This window comes from Nonomuraea sp. NPDC054003 (assembly GCF_055585125.1).
This window is the reverse complement of record NZ_JBVJKR010000002.1, coordinates 228,846-245,012: the sequence shown is the minus strand read 5'-3', so window position 1 is coordinate 245,012 and position 16,167 is coordinate 228,846. Positions and strand designations below refer to the sequence as shown.

General features: G+C 72.6%; 17 protein-coding genes and 1 riboswitch. Of the genes, 8 read left to right on the top strand and 9 right to left on the bottom strand.

All coding sequences use genetic code 11. The features are described 5' to 3' along the window. Positions 1–49: 49 nt before the first annotated feature. Positions 50–652, top strand: coding sequence for a TetR/AcrR family transcriptional regulator (locus tag ACZ6YG_RS05340; RefSeq protein ID WP_148032741.1), 603 nt, complete (start codon positions 50–52; stop codon positions 650–652). Between the two features lie 18 nt (positions 653–670). On the opposite strand, the gene ACZ6YG_RS05335 is transcribed toward ACZ6YG_RS05340, so the two are convergent. Next, positions 671–1,462 carry a L,D-transpeptidase family protein gene (locus ACZ6YG_RS05335; protein ID WP_466017287.1) on the bottom strand — a complete coding sequence of 264 codons (792 nt, stop codon included), beginning with the start codon at positions 1,460–1,462 and terminating at the stop codon, positions 671–673. A 96-nt stretch (positions 1,463–1,558) separates the two neighbouring features. Here ACZ6YG_RS05335 and ACZ6YG_RS05330 point away from each other — a divergent pair, with 96 nt between their 5' ends. Together ACZ6YG_RS05330 and ACZ6YG_RS05325 are read left to right on the top strand one after the other, a co-directional pair. After that, entirely contained in the window at positions 1,559–2,035 is a 477-nt protein-coding gene (locus ACZ6YG_RS05330; protein WP_148032742.1) for a YbaK/EbsC family protein, read from the top strand. A 29-nt stretch (positions 2,036–2,064) separates the two neighbouring features. Next, complete coding sequence (locus ACZ6YG_RS05325) at positions 2,065–2,628, top strand: GNAT family N-acetyltransferase (protein ID WP_466017286.1); 564 nt, start codon at positions 2,065–2,067, stop codon at positions 2,626–2,628. A 51-nt stretch (positions 2,629–2,679) separates the two neighbouring features. Here ACZ6YG_RS05325 and ACZ6YG_RS05320 read toward each other — a convergent pair whose 3' ends face one another. Genes ACZ6YG_RS05320 through metF form a run of 3 tightly spaced genes read right to left on the bottom strand, consistent with a single transcriptional unit; the run spans position 2,680 to position 4,995 of the window. Further along, the gene (locus ACZ6YG_RS05320) at positions 2,680–3,441 is read right to left on the bottom strand and encodes a methyltransferase (protein ID WP_466017285.1); all 762 of its coding nucleotides are present in this window, start codon (positions 3,439–3,441) and stop codon (positions 2,680–2,682) included. Then, a complete protein-coding gene (locus ACZ6YG_RS05315; RefSeq protein ID WP_466017284.1) occupies positions 3,438–4,040 on the bottom strand; it encodes a mycothiol-dependent nitroreductase Rv2466c family protein in 603 nt (200 codons plus the stop codon). Before ACZ6YG_RS05315 ends, ACZ6YG_RS05320 begins: the two co-directional genes overlap by 4 nt. A gap of 31 nt (positions 4,041–4,071) precedes the next feature. Next, positions 4,072–4,995, bottom strand: coding sequence for a methylenetetrahydrofolate reductase [NAD(P)H] (metF, locus tag ACZ6YG_RS05310; protein ID WP_219543374.1), 924 nt, complete (start codon positions 4,993–4,995; stop codon positions 4,072–4,074). 85 nt (positions 4,996–5,080) lie between these two features. Between metF and ACZ6YG_RS05305 the strand changes: the two genes are divergently transcribed. Further along, positions 5,081–6,148, top strand: a complete 1,068-nt coding sequence (locus ACZ6YG_RS05305) for a polyprenyl synthetase family protein (protein WP_466017283.1) — start codon at positions 5,081–5,083, stop codon at positions 6,146–6,148. A gap of 57 nt (positions 6,149–6,205) precedes the next feature. Here the strand turns inward: ACZ6YG_RS05305 and thiE are convergent, their stop codons facing one another. The 3 genes from thiE to ACZ6YG_RS05290 are packed head-to-tail and all read right to left on the bottom strand — an operon-like array spanning position 6,206 to position 8,396. Continuing rightward, positions 6,206–6,850 (bottom strand): thiamine phosphate synthase, encoded by a 645-nt coding sequence (gene thiE, locus ACZ6YG_RS05300; protein ID WP_466017282.1) that lies wholly within the window; start codon positions 6,848–6,850, stop codon positions 6,206–6,208. Then, positions 6,828–7,202: an Rv2175c family DNA-binding protein gene (locus ACZ6YG_RS05295; RefSeq protein ID WP_148032747.1), complete on the bottom strand. Its 375-nt coding sequence runs from the start codon at positions 7,200–7,202 to the stop codon at positions 6,828–6,830. Before ACZ6YG_RS05295 ends, thiE begins: the two co-directional genes overlap by 23 nt. Positions 7,203–7,232: 30 nt before the next feature. Further along, the gene (locus ACZ6YG_RS05290) at positions 7,233–8,396 is read right to left on the bottom strand and encodes an NAD(P)/FAD-dependent oxidoreductase (protein WP_271275346.1); all 1,164 of its coding nucleotides are present in this window, start codon (positions 8,394–8,396) and stop codon (positions 7,233–7,235) included. 715 nt (positions 8,397–9,111) lie between these two features. After that, positions 9,112–9,228: riboswitch (TPP riboswitch) on the top strand. On the opposite strand from ACZ6YG_RS05290, the gene ACZ6YG_RS05285 reads away from it, so the two are divergent. From ACZ6YG_RS05285 to pknB, 4 genes are all read left to right on the top strand, one after another. After that, positions 9,218–10,807, top strand: a complete 1,590-nt coding sequence (locus ACZ6YG_RS05285) for an FAD-dependent oxidoreductase (protein ID WP_466017281.1) — start codon at positions 9,218–9,220, stop codon at positions 10,805–10,807. (Overlaps the previous riboswitch by 11 nt.) After that, positions 10,804–11,004: a sulfur carrier protein ThiS gene (gene thiS, locus ACZ6YG_RS05280; RefSeq protein ID WP_148032749.1), complete on the top strand. Its 201-nt coding sequence runs from the start codon at positions 10,804–10,806 to the stop codon at positions 11,002–11,004. Before ACZ6YG_RS05285 ends, thiS begins: the two co-directional genes overlap by 4 nt. Further along, positions 10,997–11,752, top strand: coding sequence for a thiazole synthase (locus ACZ6YG_RS05275; protein WP_466017280.1), 756 nt, complete (start codon positions 10,997–10,999; stop codon positions 11,750–11,752). Before thiS ends, ACZ6YG_RS05275 begins: the two co-directional genes overlap by 8 nt. Positions 11,753–11,949: 197 nt before the next feature. Continuing rightward, complete coding sequence (gene pknB, locus ACZ6YG_RS05270) at positions 11,950–13,839, top strand: Stk1 family PASTA domain-containing Ser/Thr kinase (RefSeq protein WP_308248779.1); 1,890 nt, start codon at positions 11,950–11,952, stop codon at positions 13,837–13,839. On the opposite strand, the gene alc is transcribed toward pknB, so the two are convergent. Both alc and allB read right to left on the bottom strand, forming a co-directional pair. Continuing rightward, positions 13,836–14,780: an allantoicase gene (gene alc / locus ACZ6YG_RS05265; protein WP_466017279.1), complete on the bottom strand. Its 945-nt coding sequence runs from the start codon at positions 14,778–14,780 to the stop codon at positions 13,836–13,838. The genes pknB and alc overlap by 4 nt on opposite strands. Continuing rightward, positions 14,781–16,082 (bottom strand): allantoinase AllB, encoded by a 1,302-nt coding sequence (gene allB / locus ACZ6YG_RS05260; RefSeq protein WP_466017278.1) that lies wholly within the window; start codon positions 16,080–16,082, stop codon positions 14,781–14,783. Between the last annotated feature and the right edge of the window lie 85 nt (positions 16,083–16,167).

The window sequence follows — 16,167 nt, the reverse complement described above, 5'->3', positions numbered from 1 at the left end:
TCATTGAATGCAATTTTGCAATGTGTGCAGCAGAGGTATCCTTACGCGCATGACCGGGCTACGGGAGCGCAAGAAGCAGCGCACGCGCCGGGCGCTGGTGACCGCCGCGCTCCGGTCGTTCCAGGAGAAGGGGTTCGAGGAGACGACGATCGCCGAGATCGCCGCCGGGGCCGAGGTGTCGGCGCGCACCTTCTTCAGCTACTTCGCCAGCAAGGAAGACGTGATCTTCTATGACGGCCCGGAGCGGATGCGCTACGTCCTCGACCTGGTGGCCGGGCGCCGGCCCGGCGAGCCGGTGGCCGAGCTGCTGGTGCGGGTGATCCGGGCGAGCCTGGAATGGGCCGTCGACCCCGGCAACTTCGACCTGGCGGAGGCCGCGGCCCGCATGGAGCTCATGCTGACCGTGCCCTCGCTGCAGGCACGCGCCCTGCATGTGCTGTTCGAGCAGCAGCTCCAGCTCGCCGAGGCGGTGGAGCGGGCGTACGAGGGCGAGCTCGGCGCGCTGGAGGCGGCCGCGATGGTGGGTTCGCTGGTCGGCGCGGTCAAGCTGACCGCCGTGATGAGCCTGACCAGGGGCGACTCGCAGGAACAGGTGTGGGAGGCCATCACGGCCGCTGCGGAGATCTCGATGCGCGGGCTGTCGAACGTGTGAGCCGGCGGGCCGGCGCGGTCACCGCCTGAACTTCCCCCGCACGTGGACCGGGACCCCGGTGCCCAGCAGGCCGGGCAGCTCCTCCGCCACGTTCATCGGCAGCCGCACGCAGCCGTGGGAGGCGGGATACAGCGGCACCGAGAGCGCGCCGTGGAAGGCGATGCCGCCGTTGAAGAAGATCGGGTTGTAGAGCTCGCCGAGGTAGGACTTGTGCCAGCCGTCGCGCCGCCAGGTGGTCTTGTACGTGCCCGTGGGCGTCGTGGCCGAGCCGCAGAAGCGCTGCTCCTTGCCCTGCCACACGGTGGTCTCGCAGTAGGGCACGCCGCTGCCGGACGACATGTGGCTGATCAGCTTCAGCTCGCCGCCGACGTACAGGGTCATGATCTGCGTGCTCAGGTTGACCTCGGCGCGGGTCCGCTTGCCGTTCCGGGCCAGGACCTTGGGGGTCCTGGGCTGCTCCAGCGCCCGCCAGGTGGCCTTGCCGATGGTGCTGGTCGGCTTGATGCCGTTGACCTTCTGGAACGCCCACACGGCGCCCAGCGTGGTGCCGCCGTAGCGCCCGTCGGCCTTGCCCGGCCGGTAGCCGAGCTCGCGCAGCCGCTTCTGCAGCCAGACGACCGCCTTGCCCTTGGCGCCCAGCTTCAGCTTCTTGTCCGGCGCGGTCACGGCCGGGGGAGGCTCGGCGAGCCGGCCCGCGGCGGCGGTGATCGAGCGGGACGCCGTCTCGGCGGGTGCCACTCCGCAACCGGCGAGCGCGACCGCCCCGGCGGTGAGGAGGGCGAGCACTCCCGGAAGCCGTCGAGCCCTCACCGGTATCACCTCTCAAGCAGGTAACAAGCGAATCAAAGGACCCTACACCACCGCTCAACGGGGTAATGCGGGAGTCAATCTGTTTAGAGTGTCCGCATGCCCGAGAAGTTGCCCGCCAACGCGGTAAGAGTGGAAAACGCCCTCCGGAGCCTGGGCGCGACCGGTGAGATCGTGGTGCTGCCCGAGAAGGCGCCCACCGCGGCCACGGCCGCCGCGCAGCTCGGTTGCGAGGTCGGCGCCATCGCCAACAGCCTGATCTTCGACGCGGACGGGGCGCCGCTGCTGGTGCTGACCAGCGGCGCGCACCGGGTCGACGTGGAGCTCGTCGCCCGCACGGCGGGAGTCTCGAAGGTACGGCGGGCGACGCCGGAGTTCGTCAGAGAGGCGACCGGGCAGCCGATCGGCGGAGTCGCCCCCGTGGGCCATCCGGCGCCGGTGCGCACGCTGGTCGACACCTGGCTGCAGAAGCACGACGTGGTGTGGGCCGCCGGCGGCCATCCGCACACCGTCTTCCCGACCACGTTCGACGAGCTCCTGCGAATCACCGGCGGCACGCCCGTGGATGTCGAATGACCGCGGACGGCAGGGAATAGGGTGCGACGGTGATCGAGTTTCGCGGCGCGGGACCCGCCGAGTTCACCGAACGGCTGGACACGGTGATCGACATCTACGCCGCCGCCATGCGCACGCCGGAGGAACAGATCGCCGGTCGTACCGCCATCATGCGCAATCACGGGACATATCCATTTTTCCAGTGCTATTTCGCCGAATGGCGTGATGCTCCGGAGGGCCCGAAGATCGTCGGCTTCGCGTACGGCTTCCGCGGCGCGCCCGGCCAGTGGTGGCACGACGTCGTCCACCGCGCGCTGGCCGACCAGGCCGGCGTCGACGCGGCCGACGCGTGGCTGGGCCACGCGTTCGAGCTGGCCGAGATCCACGTGCATCCCGACTTCCAGCGCAAGGGCATCGGCCGCGCCATGATCACCACCCTGTGCGCGGGCCGGGCGGAACGCACGGCCGTGCTCTCCACCCACGACCGGCCGACGATCGCCCGCCACCTCTACGCGTCCATGGGGTTCATGGACCTGCTGTCCCGGTTCATCTTCCCCGGAGGGTTCGAGGAGTACGCCATCGTCGGCAGGCGACTCCCTCTGACCGGGTCATGACCTGAGGTTTTGCGGGTCATGACGGAGGGCATCACCTTTACGGAAAGTTACTCACCCGCTACCTTCCGCACACCCATCCCCGACGCCACCCGCTCGGTCCCCCTGCGGGCGGGTGGCGTCCCGAGTCAGCCGGAAGGTCACGTACTCCACCCGCCAGCCGTCCCTGACGAGCTCCTTCCGGCTCACCTCCGCGGCGGCGAACCCCGACTCGCCGACCAGCCGCCACACGTACGGCAGGTCTCCGGTGGTGCCGAAGAACAGCAGCACCCGCCCGCCCGGCCGCAGGTATCCCCGCACGTCACGGAAGAACCTCGTCAGCGCGGCGTAGCCCGCGTCGGTCGTGGCCCTCTCCAGCAGGTCGCGGGGCGCGAACCAGCGGAACGGCGGGTCGAAGACGATCAGGTCGAAGTCGCCCTCGACGGCGGCGAACACGTCGCTCTCCAGCACCGTGACCCGGTCCGCCACGCCGTTGCGCGCGGCGTTGCCCCGGGCCGCCTCGACGGCGTGCGGGTTGACGTCCACCGCGACCACGTCGCGGGACCGTGAGGCGGCCAGGATGGCGTTGACCCCGCAGCCGGTGCCCATGTCGAGCACCCGGTCGCCGTCGCGCACCTCGGCGAGGACCGCCTCGCCGAGCGGGTGCGACATGCCGGCGATCGGCTGGACCTGCGGGGGCACGTGCAGGGTCAGGCCGAGATGGTGGAAGGTCCGGCCGTCGTCGCCGGCCTCGGCCCTGGCGGCCGCGTAGGCCCGCTCGTGCCAGCGGCGGATGCGCTCGACGTGCTCCGGCGGGAGCGTCGGCTCGTAGGTCATGAGGTGGCGGGCTCCTCGTGGGGCAGGCCCTTCAGCTCGTGGAAGTGCGGGGTGCCGGCGACCAGGAGCGTGCCGTCCCACAGCCGCCCGGCCTGCTCGCCCTCCGGCACCCGCGAGATGACCGGGCCGAAGAACACCACCCGGTCCTGGCCCGCCCCGCTGACCGCGACCACCGGGGTGCCGGCCTCGCCGCCGATGAGCGCCATGCCCTCGGCGTGGGAGGCCCGTACCAGATGGTCGTGCTCGTCGGTGAGCCCGGCCTCGGCCAGGTCGGCGGGCAGGCCCGCGGAGGTCAGCGCCGTGCGCAGGTCGCCGATCCAGTCCTGGTCGGCGCCGCCGGTGGTCCACAGCGCGGTGTAGAAGCGGCCGAGCGCCTCCTGGCCATAGCGGTCGGCCACCACGGCCGCGATCCGCGCCGGCACCCACAGGTAGCCCTCCGGATCGCCTTCGGGATCGTCGTCGCGGCCCTCGTTGAGCACGGCGAGGCTGAGCACGTGCCAGCGCGCCTCGACCGGGCGGACCCCGGTCACCTCCAGGAGCCACCGCGAGGTCAGCCAGGTGTACGGGCAGGACGGGTCGAACCAGAAGTCGGCGATCACGCTCCCAGTCAACACCCGTCGCGCCCGCGCGTCAGACGGTCAGGGCCGGTGCGTGCCGCAGCCGCTGGAACACCTCCCGCGAGGCGCTCGACCGGTTGAAGGTGATGAAGTGGATGCCGGGCGCGCCCTCGTCGAGCAGCCGCTGGCACAGCTCGGCGCCGTGCTCGATGCCGAGCGCGCGCACCGCGGCCGGGTCGTCGGCGACCTTCTCGAACCGGGCGGCCACCTCCGGCGGGAACGGCGCGCCCGACAACTGCTCGGACCGGGCGATCGTGCTCATCTGCGTGACGGGCATGACGCACGGGATGATCGGCGTGTCGCAGCCGCGGGCCGCGACCCGGTCGCGCAGCCGCAGGTAGTCGTCGGCGCGGAAGAACATCTGCGTGATCGCGTAGTCGGCGCCGGCCTGGCACTTACGCACGAAGTACTCGGTGTCGGACTCGATCGACGGAGAGCGCGGGTGCTTGTAGGGGAACGCGGCCACGCCCACGCAGAAGTCGCCCGACTGGCGGATCAGCCTGACCAGGTCTTCCGCGTACAGGACGCCGTCGGGGTGGGGGATCCACTCGCCGGTGGGGTCGCCGGGCGGGTCGCCGCGCACGGCGAGGATGTTGCGCACGCCCGCGTCGGCGAAGCGGCCGATCAGGTGGCGCAGCTCGCGCGTCGAGTGGTTGACCGCGGTGAAGTGGGCGACCGGGGTCAGCGTCGTGCCGTGCGCCAGCCGCTCGACGATGTCGACCGTGCGGTCGCGGCTGGAGCCGCCGGCGCCGTAGGTCACCGAGACGAACGTCGGCCGCAGCGACTCCAGCTCCCTGATCGCCTTCCACAGCTGCCGCTGGCCCTCGTCGGTCTTCGGCGGCATGAACTCGAAGGAGAACGACCGGCCACCGGAGGCGAGCAACTCGCGGACGGTGGGGACACGGCCGGGCAGGATGGAGGGTTGACCAAGCGCCATGGCCCAAGCGTACCCGCAGGCCCACTCGTGACCCGCCCCAACCTGGTCGCTGGCCTTTCCCTGCTGGGCCACTAGTCTTCAGAGCATGACCATTGACGCCGCGAGCATGGACGACCTGCGATCCCAGGTGGACCTCCGCCTCAGGGAGTTCGTCGAACGGCGCCTCCCTTCCGACGGCGAGCCCGACTTCCGGCCGCTCCGCGACGCGGCGGAGGACCTGCTGGCCGGGGGCAAGCGCCTGCGCCCCGCCTTCTGCTACTGGGGCTGGCGGGCCGCGGGCGGCGGCGACGAGCCCGGCGTCTTCTCCGCCGCCGCCTCACTGGAGCTGCTGCAGGCGAGCGCGCTGGTGCACGACGACGTGATGGACAAGAGCGACCTGCGCCGCGGGATGCCGGCCGCGCACCGCCGCTTCCAGGCGCTGCACGAGAAGTCGGCCTGGCACGGGTCGGCCGAGCAGTTCGGCGAGGGCGCGGCGATCCTGCTGGGCAACCTGCTGCTGATCTGGTCGGGCGAGATGTGGCGCACCAGCGGGCTCCCCGCGCGGGCGCTGGCGGCGGCCCAGCCGGTGCACGACCACATGCGCACCGAGCTGATGTGCGGCCAGTATCTCGACCTGCTGGAGCAGGCGAACGGCGAGAACACCTTCGACTCGGCCCTGCGGGTCGCCCTCTACAAGAGCGGCAAGTACTCCGTCGAGCAGCCGCTCAGGCTCGGCCTGGTGCTGGCGGCCGGCGGGCGGGTGCCGTGGGTGGACGAGCTGTGCACCACGTACGGCACCCGCGTGGGCATCGCCTTCCAGCTGCGTGACGACATCCTCGGCGTGTTCGGCGACCCGGCGACGACCGGCAAGCCCGCCGGCGACGACCTGCGCGAGGGCAAGCGGACGATGCTCGTGGCGCGTACGCTCGCGGCCGCCTCCCCGGCCGACGCGGCGACCGTGCGGCGCCTGCTCGGCGACCCCGGGCTCGACGGCGACGGCGTCGCCGCCCTCCGCGACATCATCGAGGGTACGGGCGCGCTGCGGGAGTGCGAAGACATGATCGCCGACTACCTCGGTGAGGCCCTGGCCTCGCTGGAGCAGGCGCCGATCACCGCGGACGCCCGCACGGCCCTGTCCGAACTGGCCGTGGCCGCCACCGCGCGCAAGACCTGAGCCTCCCGGTCCAGGCCGAACACGCCAGCCATGACCCGGCGAGAGCGTCGGCCGAGGTCAGCCGGGGCCGTCGGTCAGGCGCTTGGCGAACTCGGCCGCTGCCGCGCCCGGGTCCTCGGCGTCGGTGATCGCGCGCACCACGACGACCCGCCTGACCCCGTACGACATGACCTCGTCCAGGTTGGCCAGGTCGATGCCGCCGATGCCGAACCACGGCCGATCCGCGTCGAGCGACGCCGCGTGCCGGAGCAGCGGCGGGCCGGGCGCGTGACGGCCGGGCTTGGTGGGTGTGGGCCAGATCGGGCCGCAGCAGTAGTAGTCGACGCCCTCCTCCACCGCCGCGGCGGAAGCCTCGGCGACGGAGTGGGTGGACCTGCCGATGACGATGTCGTCGCCGAGCATCTCTCGCGCGACCGTCACCGGAAGGTCGTCCTGCCCCAGGTGGAGCACGTCGGGCCGGGCGGCGTAGGCGATGTCGGCCCGGTCGTTGACCGCCAGCAGCTTGCCGTGGCGGTCGCAGGCGTCGCGGAACACCTCAAGGAGCTCCAGCTCCTCGCGGGCCTCCAGCCCCTTCTCGCGGAGCTGGACGATGTCCACGCCGCCGGCGAGCACCACGTCGAGGAACTCGGCGAGGTCGCCGCGCTCGCGCCGTCCGTCGGTGCAGAGGTAGAGGCGGGCGTCAGAAAGCGAGGGCCTGGGCACGTCGCTTGACCTCGGTGTGGCGGCCCGCCCTGATCGCCTCGACGGGCGAGCCTGGCAGTGAGTCGTCGGGGGTGAAGAGCCAGCGCAGCGACTCGACGTCGTCGTAGCCCGCGTCTTGCAGGACGGTGAGTGTGCCAGGCAAACCCTTCATGACATCTCGGCCGTCGAGGAACACCGCGGGCACCTGTGGCCCGCCGCTGCCCCGGCGCACGCCGAGGAGCTTGTGGTCCTTGAGGAGCTGCTTGGCGCGACCCATGGTGAGACCCATGCGGTCGGCCACTTCGGGGAGAGTGAGCCACTCGTCGACGAGGGCATCGGTCTCCCGGTCGATCTGTGCAACAGAAAGCGTCACGAAACCACAACTACCACATGCCGCGCTTGCTCAAACAACACAATCCCGTAGGGGCACGTCCGGATCTACCAGGCGTTCCGTGTCGAGCCGGTGGCCCGCCTCGATGATCCGGCGCCCCTGCACGAGATCGCGCGGCCGGTCGACGGCCAGCACCGCGGCGAGAGTGTCGTCGCCGGCGAGCCAGCAGGCCGACCACTTGCCCGTCGCCTCGCCCCGGTAGACCAGCCGCTCGCCGGCCGGGTGGTGGCCGGCGTACTGGACCATGTGCCCGAACTGCTCCGACCAGAAGTACGGGACCGGGTCGTACACCGCCTCCTCGCCCAGCAGCGTCGCGGCGGCCACCTCGGGCGCGCCCAGCGCGGTGTCCCAGTGCTCGACCCGCAGCCGCGTGCCGAAGCGGCGCGACCACCAGGCGGCGCAGTCGCCGACGGCGACCACGTTCGGCAGCGACGTGCGCAGGTGCTCGTCGGTGACGACGCCGTTGTGCAGATCGAGGTCGGCGTCGGCCAGCCACTCGACGGCCGGGCGGACGCCGATGCCCGTCACCACCACGTGGGCGTCCACGAACCCGCCGCCGACCAGCGCCACGCCGCCTTCCTCGACGGAGGCGACCATGGTGTCCAGGCGCAGGTCGATGCCCTCGTACCAGTGCTGGGTGCGGGCGCCGAGCTCGGCGCCGACGGCGTGCGTGAGCGGGGCGGGGCCGGCCTCGACCACCGTCACCGCGCAGCCTGCCCGGCGTGCGGCCGTGGCCACCTCGGCGCCGATCCAGCCCGCGCCGATGACCGCCACCCGCGCGCCCGGAACCAGCCGGGCGCGCAGCTCTAGCGAGTCGTCGAGGGTACGCAGGACGTGCTGCGGGCCGTCACCGGGGAGCAGGATCGGCTCGGCCCCGGTGGCGATGACCAGCCCGTCGTAGCCCAGCTCGCCCTCGGTCGTCTCCACGGCGCCCTCGCGCAGCGCCTTGGCGGCGACGCCCGGCCAGAAGTCCACTTCGAGCGCCGCCAGGTCGGAGTCGACGAAGCTGGAGTCGGCGTCGCCCAGCAGCACGGACTTCGAAAGGGGCGGCCGGTCGTAGGGCCGGTGGCGCTCCTGCCCGATCAGCGTGATCCTGCCGCCGAACCCGCGTGCGCGCAGCGCCTCGACGCTCCTGACGCCTGACAGTCCGGCTCCCACCACCACGACATGATTCACGTAAGCGACCATAACGGGGGCCGCCCCACAGCGTCGCCCCGAGCCCCGATTCCTCCCCCACCTGGCACTCCACCTCCTCGCCGCCGGAGATCATCCATGGAGGTTGGGCGGACGACATACGCACCCACGGAACTCACCGGGGGTAGGGGCGGTTCGGGACAGCCACCCGCTCTGCTATGTCCGCGAGCATGATCGCGCCCTGCCGGAGTAGCCCAGCCGAGGATTGCCGCAGGACCCACCCGAAGAACGCCGGTGCCGCCCGAGAAGCTCCGAACCCCACGGAAGCCCGAGACCACCGAAGAGCCCAGGACAGCCCGGAGAACCCAGAAGCGCCCGAAAGGGCCAGAACCTCCCGAAGGCCGATACCACCCGGAGGGCCCGGTACCGCCCGAAGGCCCAGGGCAGCCCGAAGGGCCTTGGACCGCCCGGAGGACCCAGGACCGCCCGGTGGATCCGCGCCCGGTGGATCCATGGCCGGTGAATCCATGGCCGGTGAATCCATGGCCGGTGAATCCATGGCCGGTGAATCCATGGCCGGTGAATCCATGGCCGGTGAATCCATGGCCGGTCGGCCGGCCGTCGGTGAGGGCGGGAACTCGGTCTCCAAGGATGCCCGGTCGCGATCTTCGCGGTCTCGGCGGCGGCCGGGCGCGGGTGGGGCGACCTCCCCCGGCACCGGCGTGCCGGTCTGTCGTGGGAGGTCGTAAGGTGGGGGTGCACGACGCGCGGGAGTCCGGCCGTCACCGGGCTGAGAGGAAGGCTTCACCGGGCCTTCGACCGCAAGACACCTGATCCGGATCATGCCGGCGAAGGGAGCGGACATGGATGTGATCGTCGGAGGCGGCGTCGTCGGCCTGTCGATCGCCTGGCGGCTTGCCAGGCAGGGCCGCGAGGTCGTGGTGGTCGACCCGTCTCCCGCCCGTGGCGCCTCCTACGCGGCGGCGGGCATGCTGGCCCCGATCAGCGAGGTCGCCTACACCGAAGAGCCCCTTCTCCGTCTCGGCGTCGCTTCCCTGCGCCGCTGGCCCGCCTTCGCCGCCGCCCTCGCCGCCGACGCCGGACTCGCCGCTCCCGGATCCGACGGACCGGCCACCACTCTCACCGCTCAGTCCGACACGAGCGTCTCCGCCCCTCGGACGACCACCACCCCGAACACTCACGCCGGGCAGTCCGGCTCGGCCGTCCCCGCCGAGAGCACGCTTGCCGCGAGCACCCACGTGGCCACCCCTCACGGCGGGACCGGGCGCACGAGCTCCGCCGCTCCTCCCGCGAGCACCCACGTGGTCACCCCTCACGGCGAGACGGGGCACGCCGGTTCCACGCCCACGGGCGCCGGCCCGGCGGCTGCGTCCGCCGTCCCCGGCGACGGGCTCTTCCCGGCCTTCGACCAATCGTCCGCCGGCGGGAGGCGTCCGTCGGCCGGCGGCGAGGACGGGCGGGCCGCCGCGTCACCGTCACCCTGGGGGTTCGGGGAATCCGGTGAGGGGAGCGAACGGCTGGCGGCCGCGCGGGCCGGGCTGGATCTGCGGGACGACGGGACGCTCGACGTCGCGTTCGGGCCCGACGACCTGGCGATGCTCGACGAGCAGGCCGGGTTCATGGAGAAGCTGGGGCTGCCGGTCGAGCGCCTGACCGGGCGCGAGTGCCGGCGGCTGGAGCCGATGCTGGCGCCCTCCGTCCGGGGCGGGCTGCTGGCCCGTACGGACGCGTGGGTGGATCCTCGCCGCGTCACCGCGGCGCTGCTCGCCGCGCTGGAGCGGCTCGGCGTCCCGGTGGTGCGCGCCCGGGTGACCGAGCTGCTGCGTGACGGCGACCGCGTGTCCGGCGTACGGCTGGCCCCTCCGGAGTCGGGTGCCATCCCCGGGATCTCGCCGGGTGCGCCGCGGGGACGGCAGCCCGAGACGCTGGTCGCGGAGCGGGTGGTGCTGGCGGCGGGGGCGTGGAGCGGGGAGCTGGCGGATGTGCCGGTACGGCCCGTCAAGGGGCAGATCATGCGCCTGAGGTCGGCCCAGCCGCTGATCGGGCGGTGCGTGCGCGGGACCGTGCACGGCAACCCGGTCTACCTGGTGCCGCGGGGCGACGGGGAACTGGTGGTCGGAGCCACCCAGGAGGAGCTGGGCTTCGACACCAGGGTGACCGCGGGCGGGGTCTACGAGCTGCTGCGCGACGCCAGGGAGCTGGTGCCGGGCGTCACGGAGCTGGAGGTGGCCGACGTGGTGGCGGGGCTGCGGCCCGGCACGCCGGACAACCTGCCGGTCATCGGGCCGAGCGGGATCCCGGGGCTGGTGCTGGCGACCGGTCACCATCGTGGCGGGGTGCTGCTGACGCCGCTCACCGCCGCGATCCTCGAAGGCGAGGAGGCCGACCTCGCGACATTGTGCTCACCGGCGAGATTCAAGGATGTTTCATGAATGTGATGATCAATGGGGCCGCCCGCGAGGTGGCCGAGGGCATGACCGTCGCGCAGGCCGTACGGTCCCTGACCGAGTCCGCCACCGGCGTGGCGGTGGCCGTGAACGACGAGGTGGTCACCCGCAGCGCGTGGGAGACGACGGCGCTGCGCGACAGCGACCGCGTGGAGGTGCTGACGGCGGTGCAAGGTGGATGATCTGGTCATCGCCGGGGAGAAGTTCGGCTCCCGGCTCATCATGGGCACCGGCGGCGCCCCCTCGCTGGAGGTTCTGGACCAGGCGCTGGAGGCGTCGGGCACCGAGCTGACCACGGTGGCGATGCGGCGGCTCGACCCGCACGCCCGCGGGTCGGTGCTCGACGTGCTGCGCCGGCGCGGCATCAAGGTGCTGCCCAACACGGCCGGCTGCTTCACCGCCGGCGACGCCGTCCTGACGGCGCGGCTGGCGCGCGAGGCGCTGGGCACGAACTGGGTCAAGCTGGAGGTCATCGCCGACGAGCGGACGCTGCTGCCGGACCCGATCGAGACGTTCGACGCGGCGGAGCGGCTGGTGGCCGACGGGTTCGTGGTGCTGCCGTACATCGGCGACGACCCGGCGCTGGCCAGGCGGCTGGAGCAGGCGGGGTGCGCGGCGGTGATGCCGCTGGGCTCGCCGATCGGCTCCGGGCTGGGGATCAGGAACCCGCACAGCATCGAGCTGATCGTGGAGGCGGCCGAGGTGCCGGTGGTCCTGGACGCGGGCATCGGCACGGCCAGCGACGCGGCGCTGGCGATGGAGCTGGGGTGCGACGCGGTGCTGCTGGCGACGGCGGTCACCCGGGCGCAGCGGCCCGAGCTGATGGCCTCGGCGATGCGGTCGGCCGTCCAGGCCGGGCGGGCGGCCCGGCTGGCGGGCCGGATCCCCCGCCGCCGGTACGCGGAGGCTTCGTCCCCGATGTCTCCCTGACGGTGCCGGTTCTCCTGGAAAGCCCGCGGGCCTTCCAGGAGAACTTCTTCTCAGGGACTTCCGGGAGCGGTACGAGCCCCGGAAATGCGGTTCTCCACCGGCCCAGGAGTACGCTTGCGTCACGGAACGGCACGGGTCGGCATCACTTTCGGATGGTCAGGCCCTCCCGGGGGCGAAACGCCCGTAAACTCAGCCGGGTGGACACGACGACTGCGGACCCTCTGGTAGGTCGGCTGCTCGACGGGCGCTACCGCGTCGAGTCCCGGATCGCCCGGGGTGGCATGGCGACTGTCTACCTGGCGCTCGACATCCGGCTGGACCGGACCGTCGCGCTCAAGGTGATGCACCGCTCGCTGGCCGACGACCCGGCGTTCGTGCGCAGGTTCATCGGCGAGGCGAAGTCGGTGGCCAGCCTCTCGCACCCGAACGTGGTGCACGTCTTCGATCAGGGCACCGACGGCGACGTCGTCTACCTGTCGATGGAGTACGTGCCCGGCAAGACGCTCCGTGACGTGCTGCGCGACCGTGGCAGGCTGCCCGCCCGAGAGGCCCTGGAGATCATGATCCCGGTGCTGGCGGCGCTCGGCGCCGCCCACCAGGCGGGCATGGTCCACCGCGACGTAAAGCCCGAGAACGTGCTGCTGGCCGACGACGGCCGCATCAAGGTGGTCGACTTCGGCCTGGCCCGCGCGATCGAGGCGACCAACCAGACGCGCACCGGCGTGATGATCGGCACGATCGGCTACATGTCGCCCGAGCAGGTGACGACCGGCGGCGCCGACGTGCGCAGCGACGTCTACGCGGCCGGCATCATGCTGTTCGAGCTGGTGACGGGCCGGCAGCCGTACGACGGCGAGACGCCGATGTCGGTGGCCTACCGCCACGTGCACGACACGGTGCCCGCGCCGTCGTCGCTGGCGTCAGACGTGCCGGCGTTGATCGACACGCTGGTGGCGCAGGCGACGGCGCGCGAGCCGCACGACCGCCCCGCGGACGCGACGGCGATGCTGGTGCAGGCGGTCGAGGCGCACCGGACGCTGCCGAGGCTGTCGGGCGCGCAGCAGGCGCGTCCGACCGGCGCGTTCACCAGCCCGCCGGCGGCTCCGGCCCACACCCTGATCCAGCCGCGCGCGGAGGTCCCCACGCCTCCGCCGGCGCGCTCGCGGGGCGGCCGGGTCAAGCCGGTCTGGTTCCTGGCGGCGCTGGCCGTGATCATGGTGGGGGCGGTGGCGGCGACCGGGCTCTACTTCGCGCAGAAGAGCTACAAGATCGTGCCCGATCTCGTGGGCAAGAACCTCGCGGTGGCCGAGCAGAGCGCGAGGGCGCAGGGCTTCCAGGTGGCCAGGGTCGAGGGCCGCCATGACGAGAAGGTCGCCGAGGGGTCGGTGCTGGCCATGGAGCCGGTCCACGGCACCGAGGTGGAGGCCGGCACCACGATCACGCTGGTGCCCTCGCTGGGCCCGAAGCGGGTGCTGGTGCCGAAGACCGCCGGTTTGACGCAGGACGACGCCAGGGCGGCGATCGGCGAGGCCGGGCTGACGGTCGGCAAGATGCGCCGCGTCAAGAACCTCGAGGTGCAGCGCAACCACGTGATCCGCACCTCGCCGCAGGTGGGCGAGAAGGTCAAGGAAGGCGCCAAGGTCGACATCTACGTGAGCGCCGGCCTGGTCATGCCCGACGTGTCCGGCATGCCGAAGGACGAGGCGGCCGCGTTCCTGACGCAGCAGGGCTTCCAGGTGCAGGTCAACGAGGTCGACGACGACGCCGAGCCGTGCACCGTGATCGCGCAGTCGCCGAAGCCCAAGTCCGAGGTCGACCAGGGCATCCCGGCGATGGTCACGGTGGCGCGCTGCGAGACGGACTTCTGGCACTGGTTCCGGGGCGACAACGAGGCCCGCGACGACCAGGAGTTCCGGATCATGCCGGGCGTGATGGGCAAGGGCATCAACGACGCCAAGAACGAGTTGCAGGCGCAGGGCTTCCGGGTGCGGGTGCACAACCTGTCCAACAGCGGCGTGGTGCGGTTCCAGCGCCCGGGGCCCAACTCCGAGCGGCCGCCGGGCTCGGAGGTCCACCTCTGGCACTAGGCCAGGTGGCCCCAGAGCCGCACGCGCGCCAGGCCGCCGTCGGGGTGGATGTCGACGCGTACGTGGTCGACGGGGTCGTGCGGGCCGAGCCGGAAGCGGTGCGGCGTGTCGGGCCGGAGCGGCGTCCCGGGCAGCAGCGGGACCTCGCGGTCGCCGTCGAGGCCGGTGAGCGTCACGGCGGCGGGCGCGTTGAAGACCAGGTTCGTGGTGTCGATCTCGGCGAGGCTGACGCGGCCGCGTCCGGCCAGGCGGATGACGAGCCAGTCGTTGCCGCCGTCGCGGCGGCGCGCGGTCTCCCAGCCCTCGGCCTGGTTGCGGGCCGTGCCGGGGGCGATGACGTTGCCGGGTGAGGAGTAGAACTCGTCGGAGCAGGCGGTGACCAGCCCGCCGTTCTCCAGCGCGGCGAGGTCGAGGCCGAGCCCGTCCCACACGGACAGGTCGGGGCGGGCCTCGCCGTGCACGCGCAGCCGGGCGATGCCGCCGTCGGGATACATGTTCAGCCGTACGTGGGTGTAGCGGCTCTCGTCGGCCACCTCGAAGGGGTGCTCCCTGTCGCCCTTGAGCGGGCTCATGGGCACGATGGTGACCCAGCCGGCCCGTTCCACCTCGGCCGCGGACGGGTGGCCGGGCACGTGGGCGGCCTCGACGGCGGCGTGCGCCGGGTGGTTGCCGGTGAACCAGGCGGTGTCGACGACCACGCCGCGGATCACGCCGGGCAGGCCGAGGCGGACGATCGCCCAGTCGTGGCCGGGGCCGCGGCGGCGGCGGGTCTCCCAGCCGTCGTAGACCTGGCCCGTGCCGGCGAACGTCGCGGGCTGGAAGGCGGGTTTGCCGGGCCGGATGAGGTTCTCCTTCCCGGCGAACGACTCGTCACTGGCGGCGATCACGGACCCGCCGTGGTGGCGCAGCGCGAGGTCGGGCAGGCGGGTGAAGTCGCGCATCTACGCTCCCAGCAGGAAGGTCCCGTGCGGGACGTCGTCGGCGGGCCTGCCCCGCAGCCAGGTGGTGAGCACGGCGCCCCTGAGGCGGCGTCCCTGGTACGGGGTGACGGGGTTCTTGTGGTGCAGCCGCCGGGCGTCGACGGGTTCGGCGGAGTCGGGGTCGAAGGCCACCAGGTCGGCGTCGTTGCCGGGCTCGATGCCGCCCTTGCCGCGCAGCCCGGCCAGCCGGGCGGGGGCGGCCGACATCCAGCGCACGACGTCGCCGAGGCCGTGCCCGCGCCGGGACGCCTCGGTCCAGACGGCGCGCAGCCCGAGCTGGAGTGAGGAGACCCCGCCCCAGGCGGCGGCGAAGTCGGGCACCTTGAGGTCGGCCGTGGACGGCGAGTGGTCAGTGACGACGCAGTCGAGCACGCCCCGGGCGAGGCCGTCCCAGAGCCGGTCGCGGTTGGCGGCGGAGCGGATGGGCGGGCAGCACTTGTAGGCCGTGTCGCCGTCGGGCACGTCCTCGGCGGTGAGGGTCAGGTAGTGGGGGCAGGTCTCGCCGGTGACCGGGAGGCCCTCGGCCCGCGCGGCCTCCAGCACGTCGAGGCAGCCGGCGCCGGAGACGTGCAGGATGTGCGCGCGGGCGCCGGTCTCGCGGGCGAGCCGGACGACCTGTTCGACGGCACTGCGCTCGGCCGCTTCCGGCCGGGAGTCCAGGAACGCGGCGTACCCGGGCCCGGCGCAGCCGGTCAGCAGGGCGGGGTCCTCCGCGTGCACGACCAGCAGCCCGCCGAACCCGGCCAGCTCGGTCATGACCTGCCGGATCTCCCCGAGGCCGAGCTCGGGGAACTCGTCCACACCGGACGGCGACATGAAGCACTTGAACCCGCGCACGCCCCGGTCGTGCAGCGGCCGGAGCTCCTTGAGGTTGCCGGGCACGGCGCCGCCCCAGAAGCCGACGTCGACGTGACACCGCCCGCCGGCGGCGGCCAGCTTGGCCTCCAGCGCGGCGACGCTGACGGTGGGCGGCAGCGCGTTGAGCGGCATGTCGACGATCGTGGTGACGCCGCCGGCCGCCGCAGCCCTGGTGGCGGTGGCGAACCCCTCCCAGTGGGTGCGGCCGGGCTCGTTGACGTGCACGTGGGTGTCGACGAGGCCGGGCAGCAGGGCGAGGTCGCGCAGGTCGACGTCCTCGGCGGCGTCCAGCGGGGCGGCGTGGTCGTGCAGGGACGCGATCCGGCCGTCGCGGACGGCGACGGCGAGCGGCCGTTCGCCGTCCGGGGTGACGGTCCTGCGTGATCGGACCACGAGGTCGTACACGGGCGTGCTCCTTCAGCGCTCGTTCGCTGCTCGTCCTGTGCTCGTTTTGGGCTCGTTCTGGGCTCGTTCTGGGCTCGTTCTGGGC

What these genes read in the sequence shown, in the direction of transcription:
- ACZ6YG_RS05285 (WP_466017281.1), top strand. Translation starts at nt 9,218, where the DNA reads ATGGATGTGATCGTCGGAGGCGGCGTCGTCGGCCTGTCGATCGCCTGG.
- thiS (WP_148032749.1), top strand. Translation starts at nt 10,804, where the DNA reads ATGAATGTGATGATCAATGGGGCCGCCCGCGAGGTGGCCGAGGGCATG.
- metF (WP_219543374.1), bottom strand. Translation starts at nt 4,995, where the DNA reads ATGGCGCTTGGTCAACCCTCCATCCTGCCCGGCCGTGTCCCCACCGTC.
- ACZ6YG_RS05305 (WP_466017283.1), top strand. Translation starts at nt 5,081, where the DNA reads ATGACCATTGACGCCGCGAGCATGGACGACCTGCGATCCCAGGTGGAC.
- ACZ6YG_RS05320 (WP_466017285.1), bottom strand. Translation starts at nt 3,441, where the DNA reads ATGACCTACGAGCCGACGCTCCCGCCGGAGCACGTCGAGCGCATCCGC.
- ACZ6YG_RS05330 (WP_148032742.1), top strand. Translation starts at nt 1,559, where the DNA reads ATGCCCGAGAAGTTGCCCGCCAACGCGGTAAGAGTGGAAAACGCCCTC.
- ACZ6YG_RS05340 (WP_148032741.1), top strand. Translation starts at nt 50, where the DNA reads ATGACCGGGCTACGGGAGCGCAAGAAGCAGCGCACGCGCCGGGCGCTG.
- alc (WP_466017279.1), bottom strand. Translation starts at nt 14,780, where the DNA reads ATGCGCGACTTCACCCGCCTGCCCGACCTCGCGCTGCGCCACCACGGC.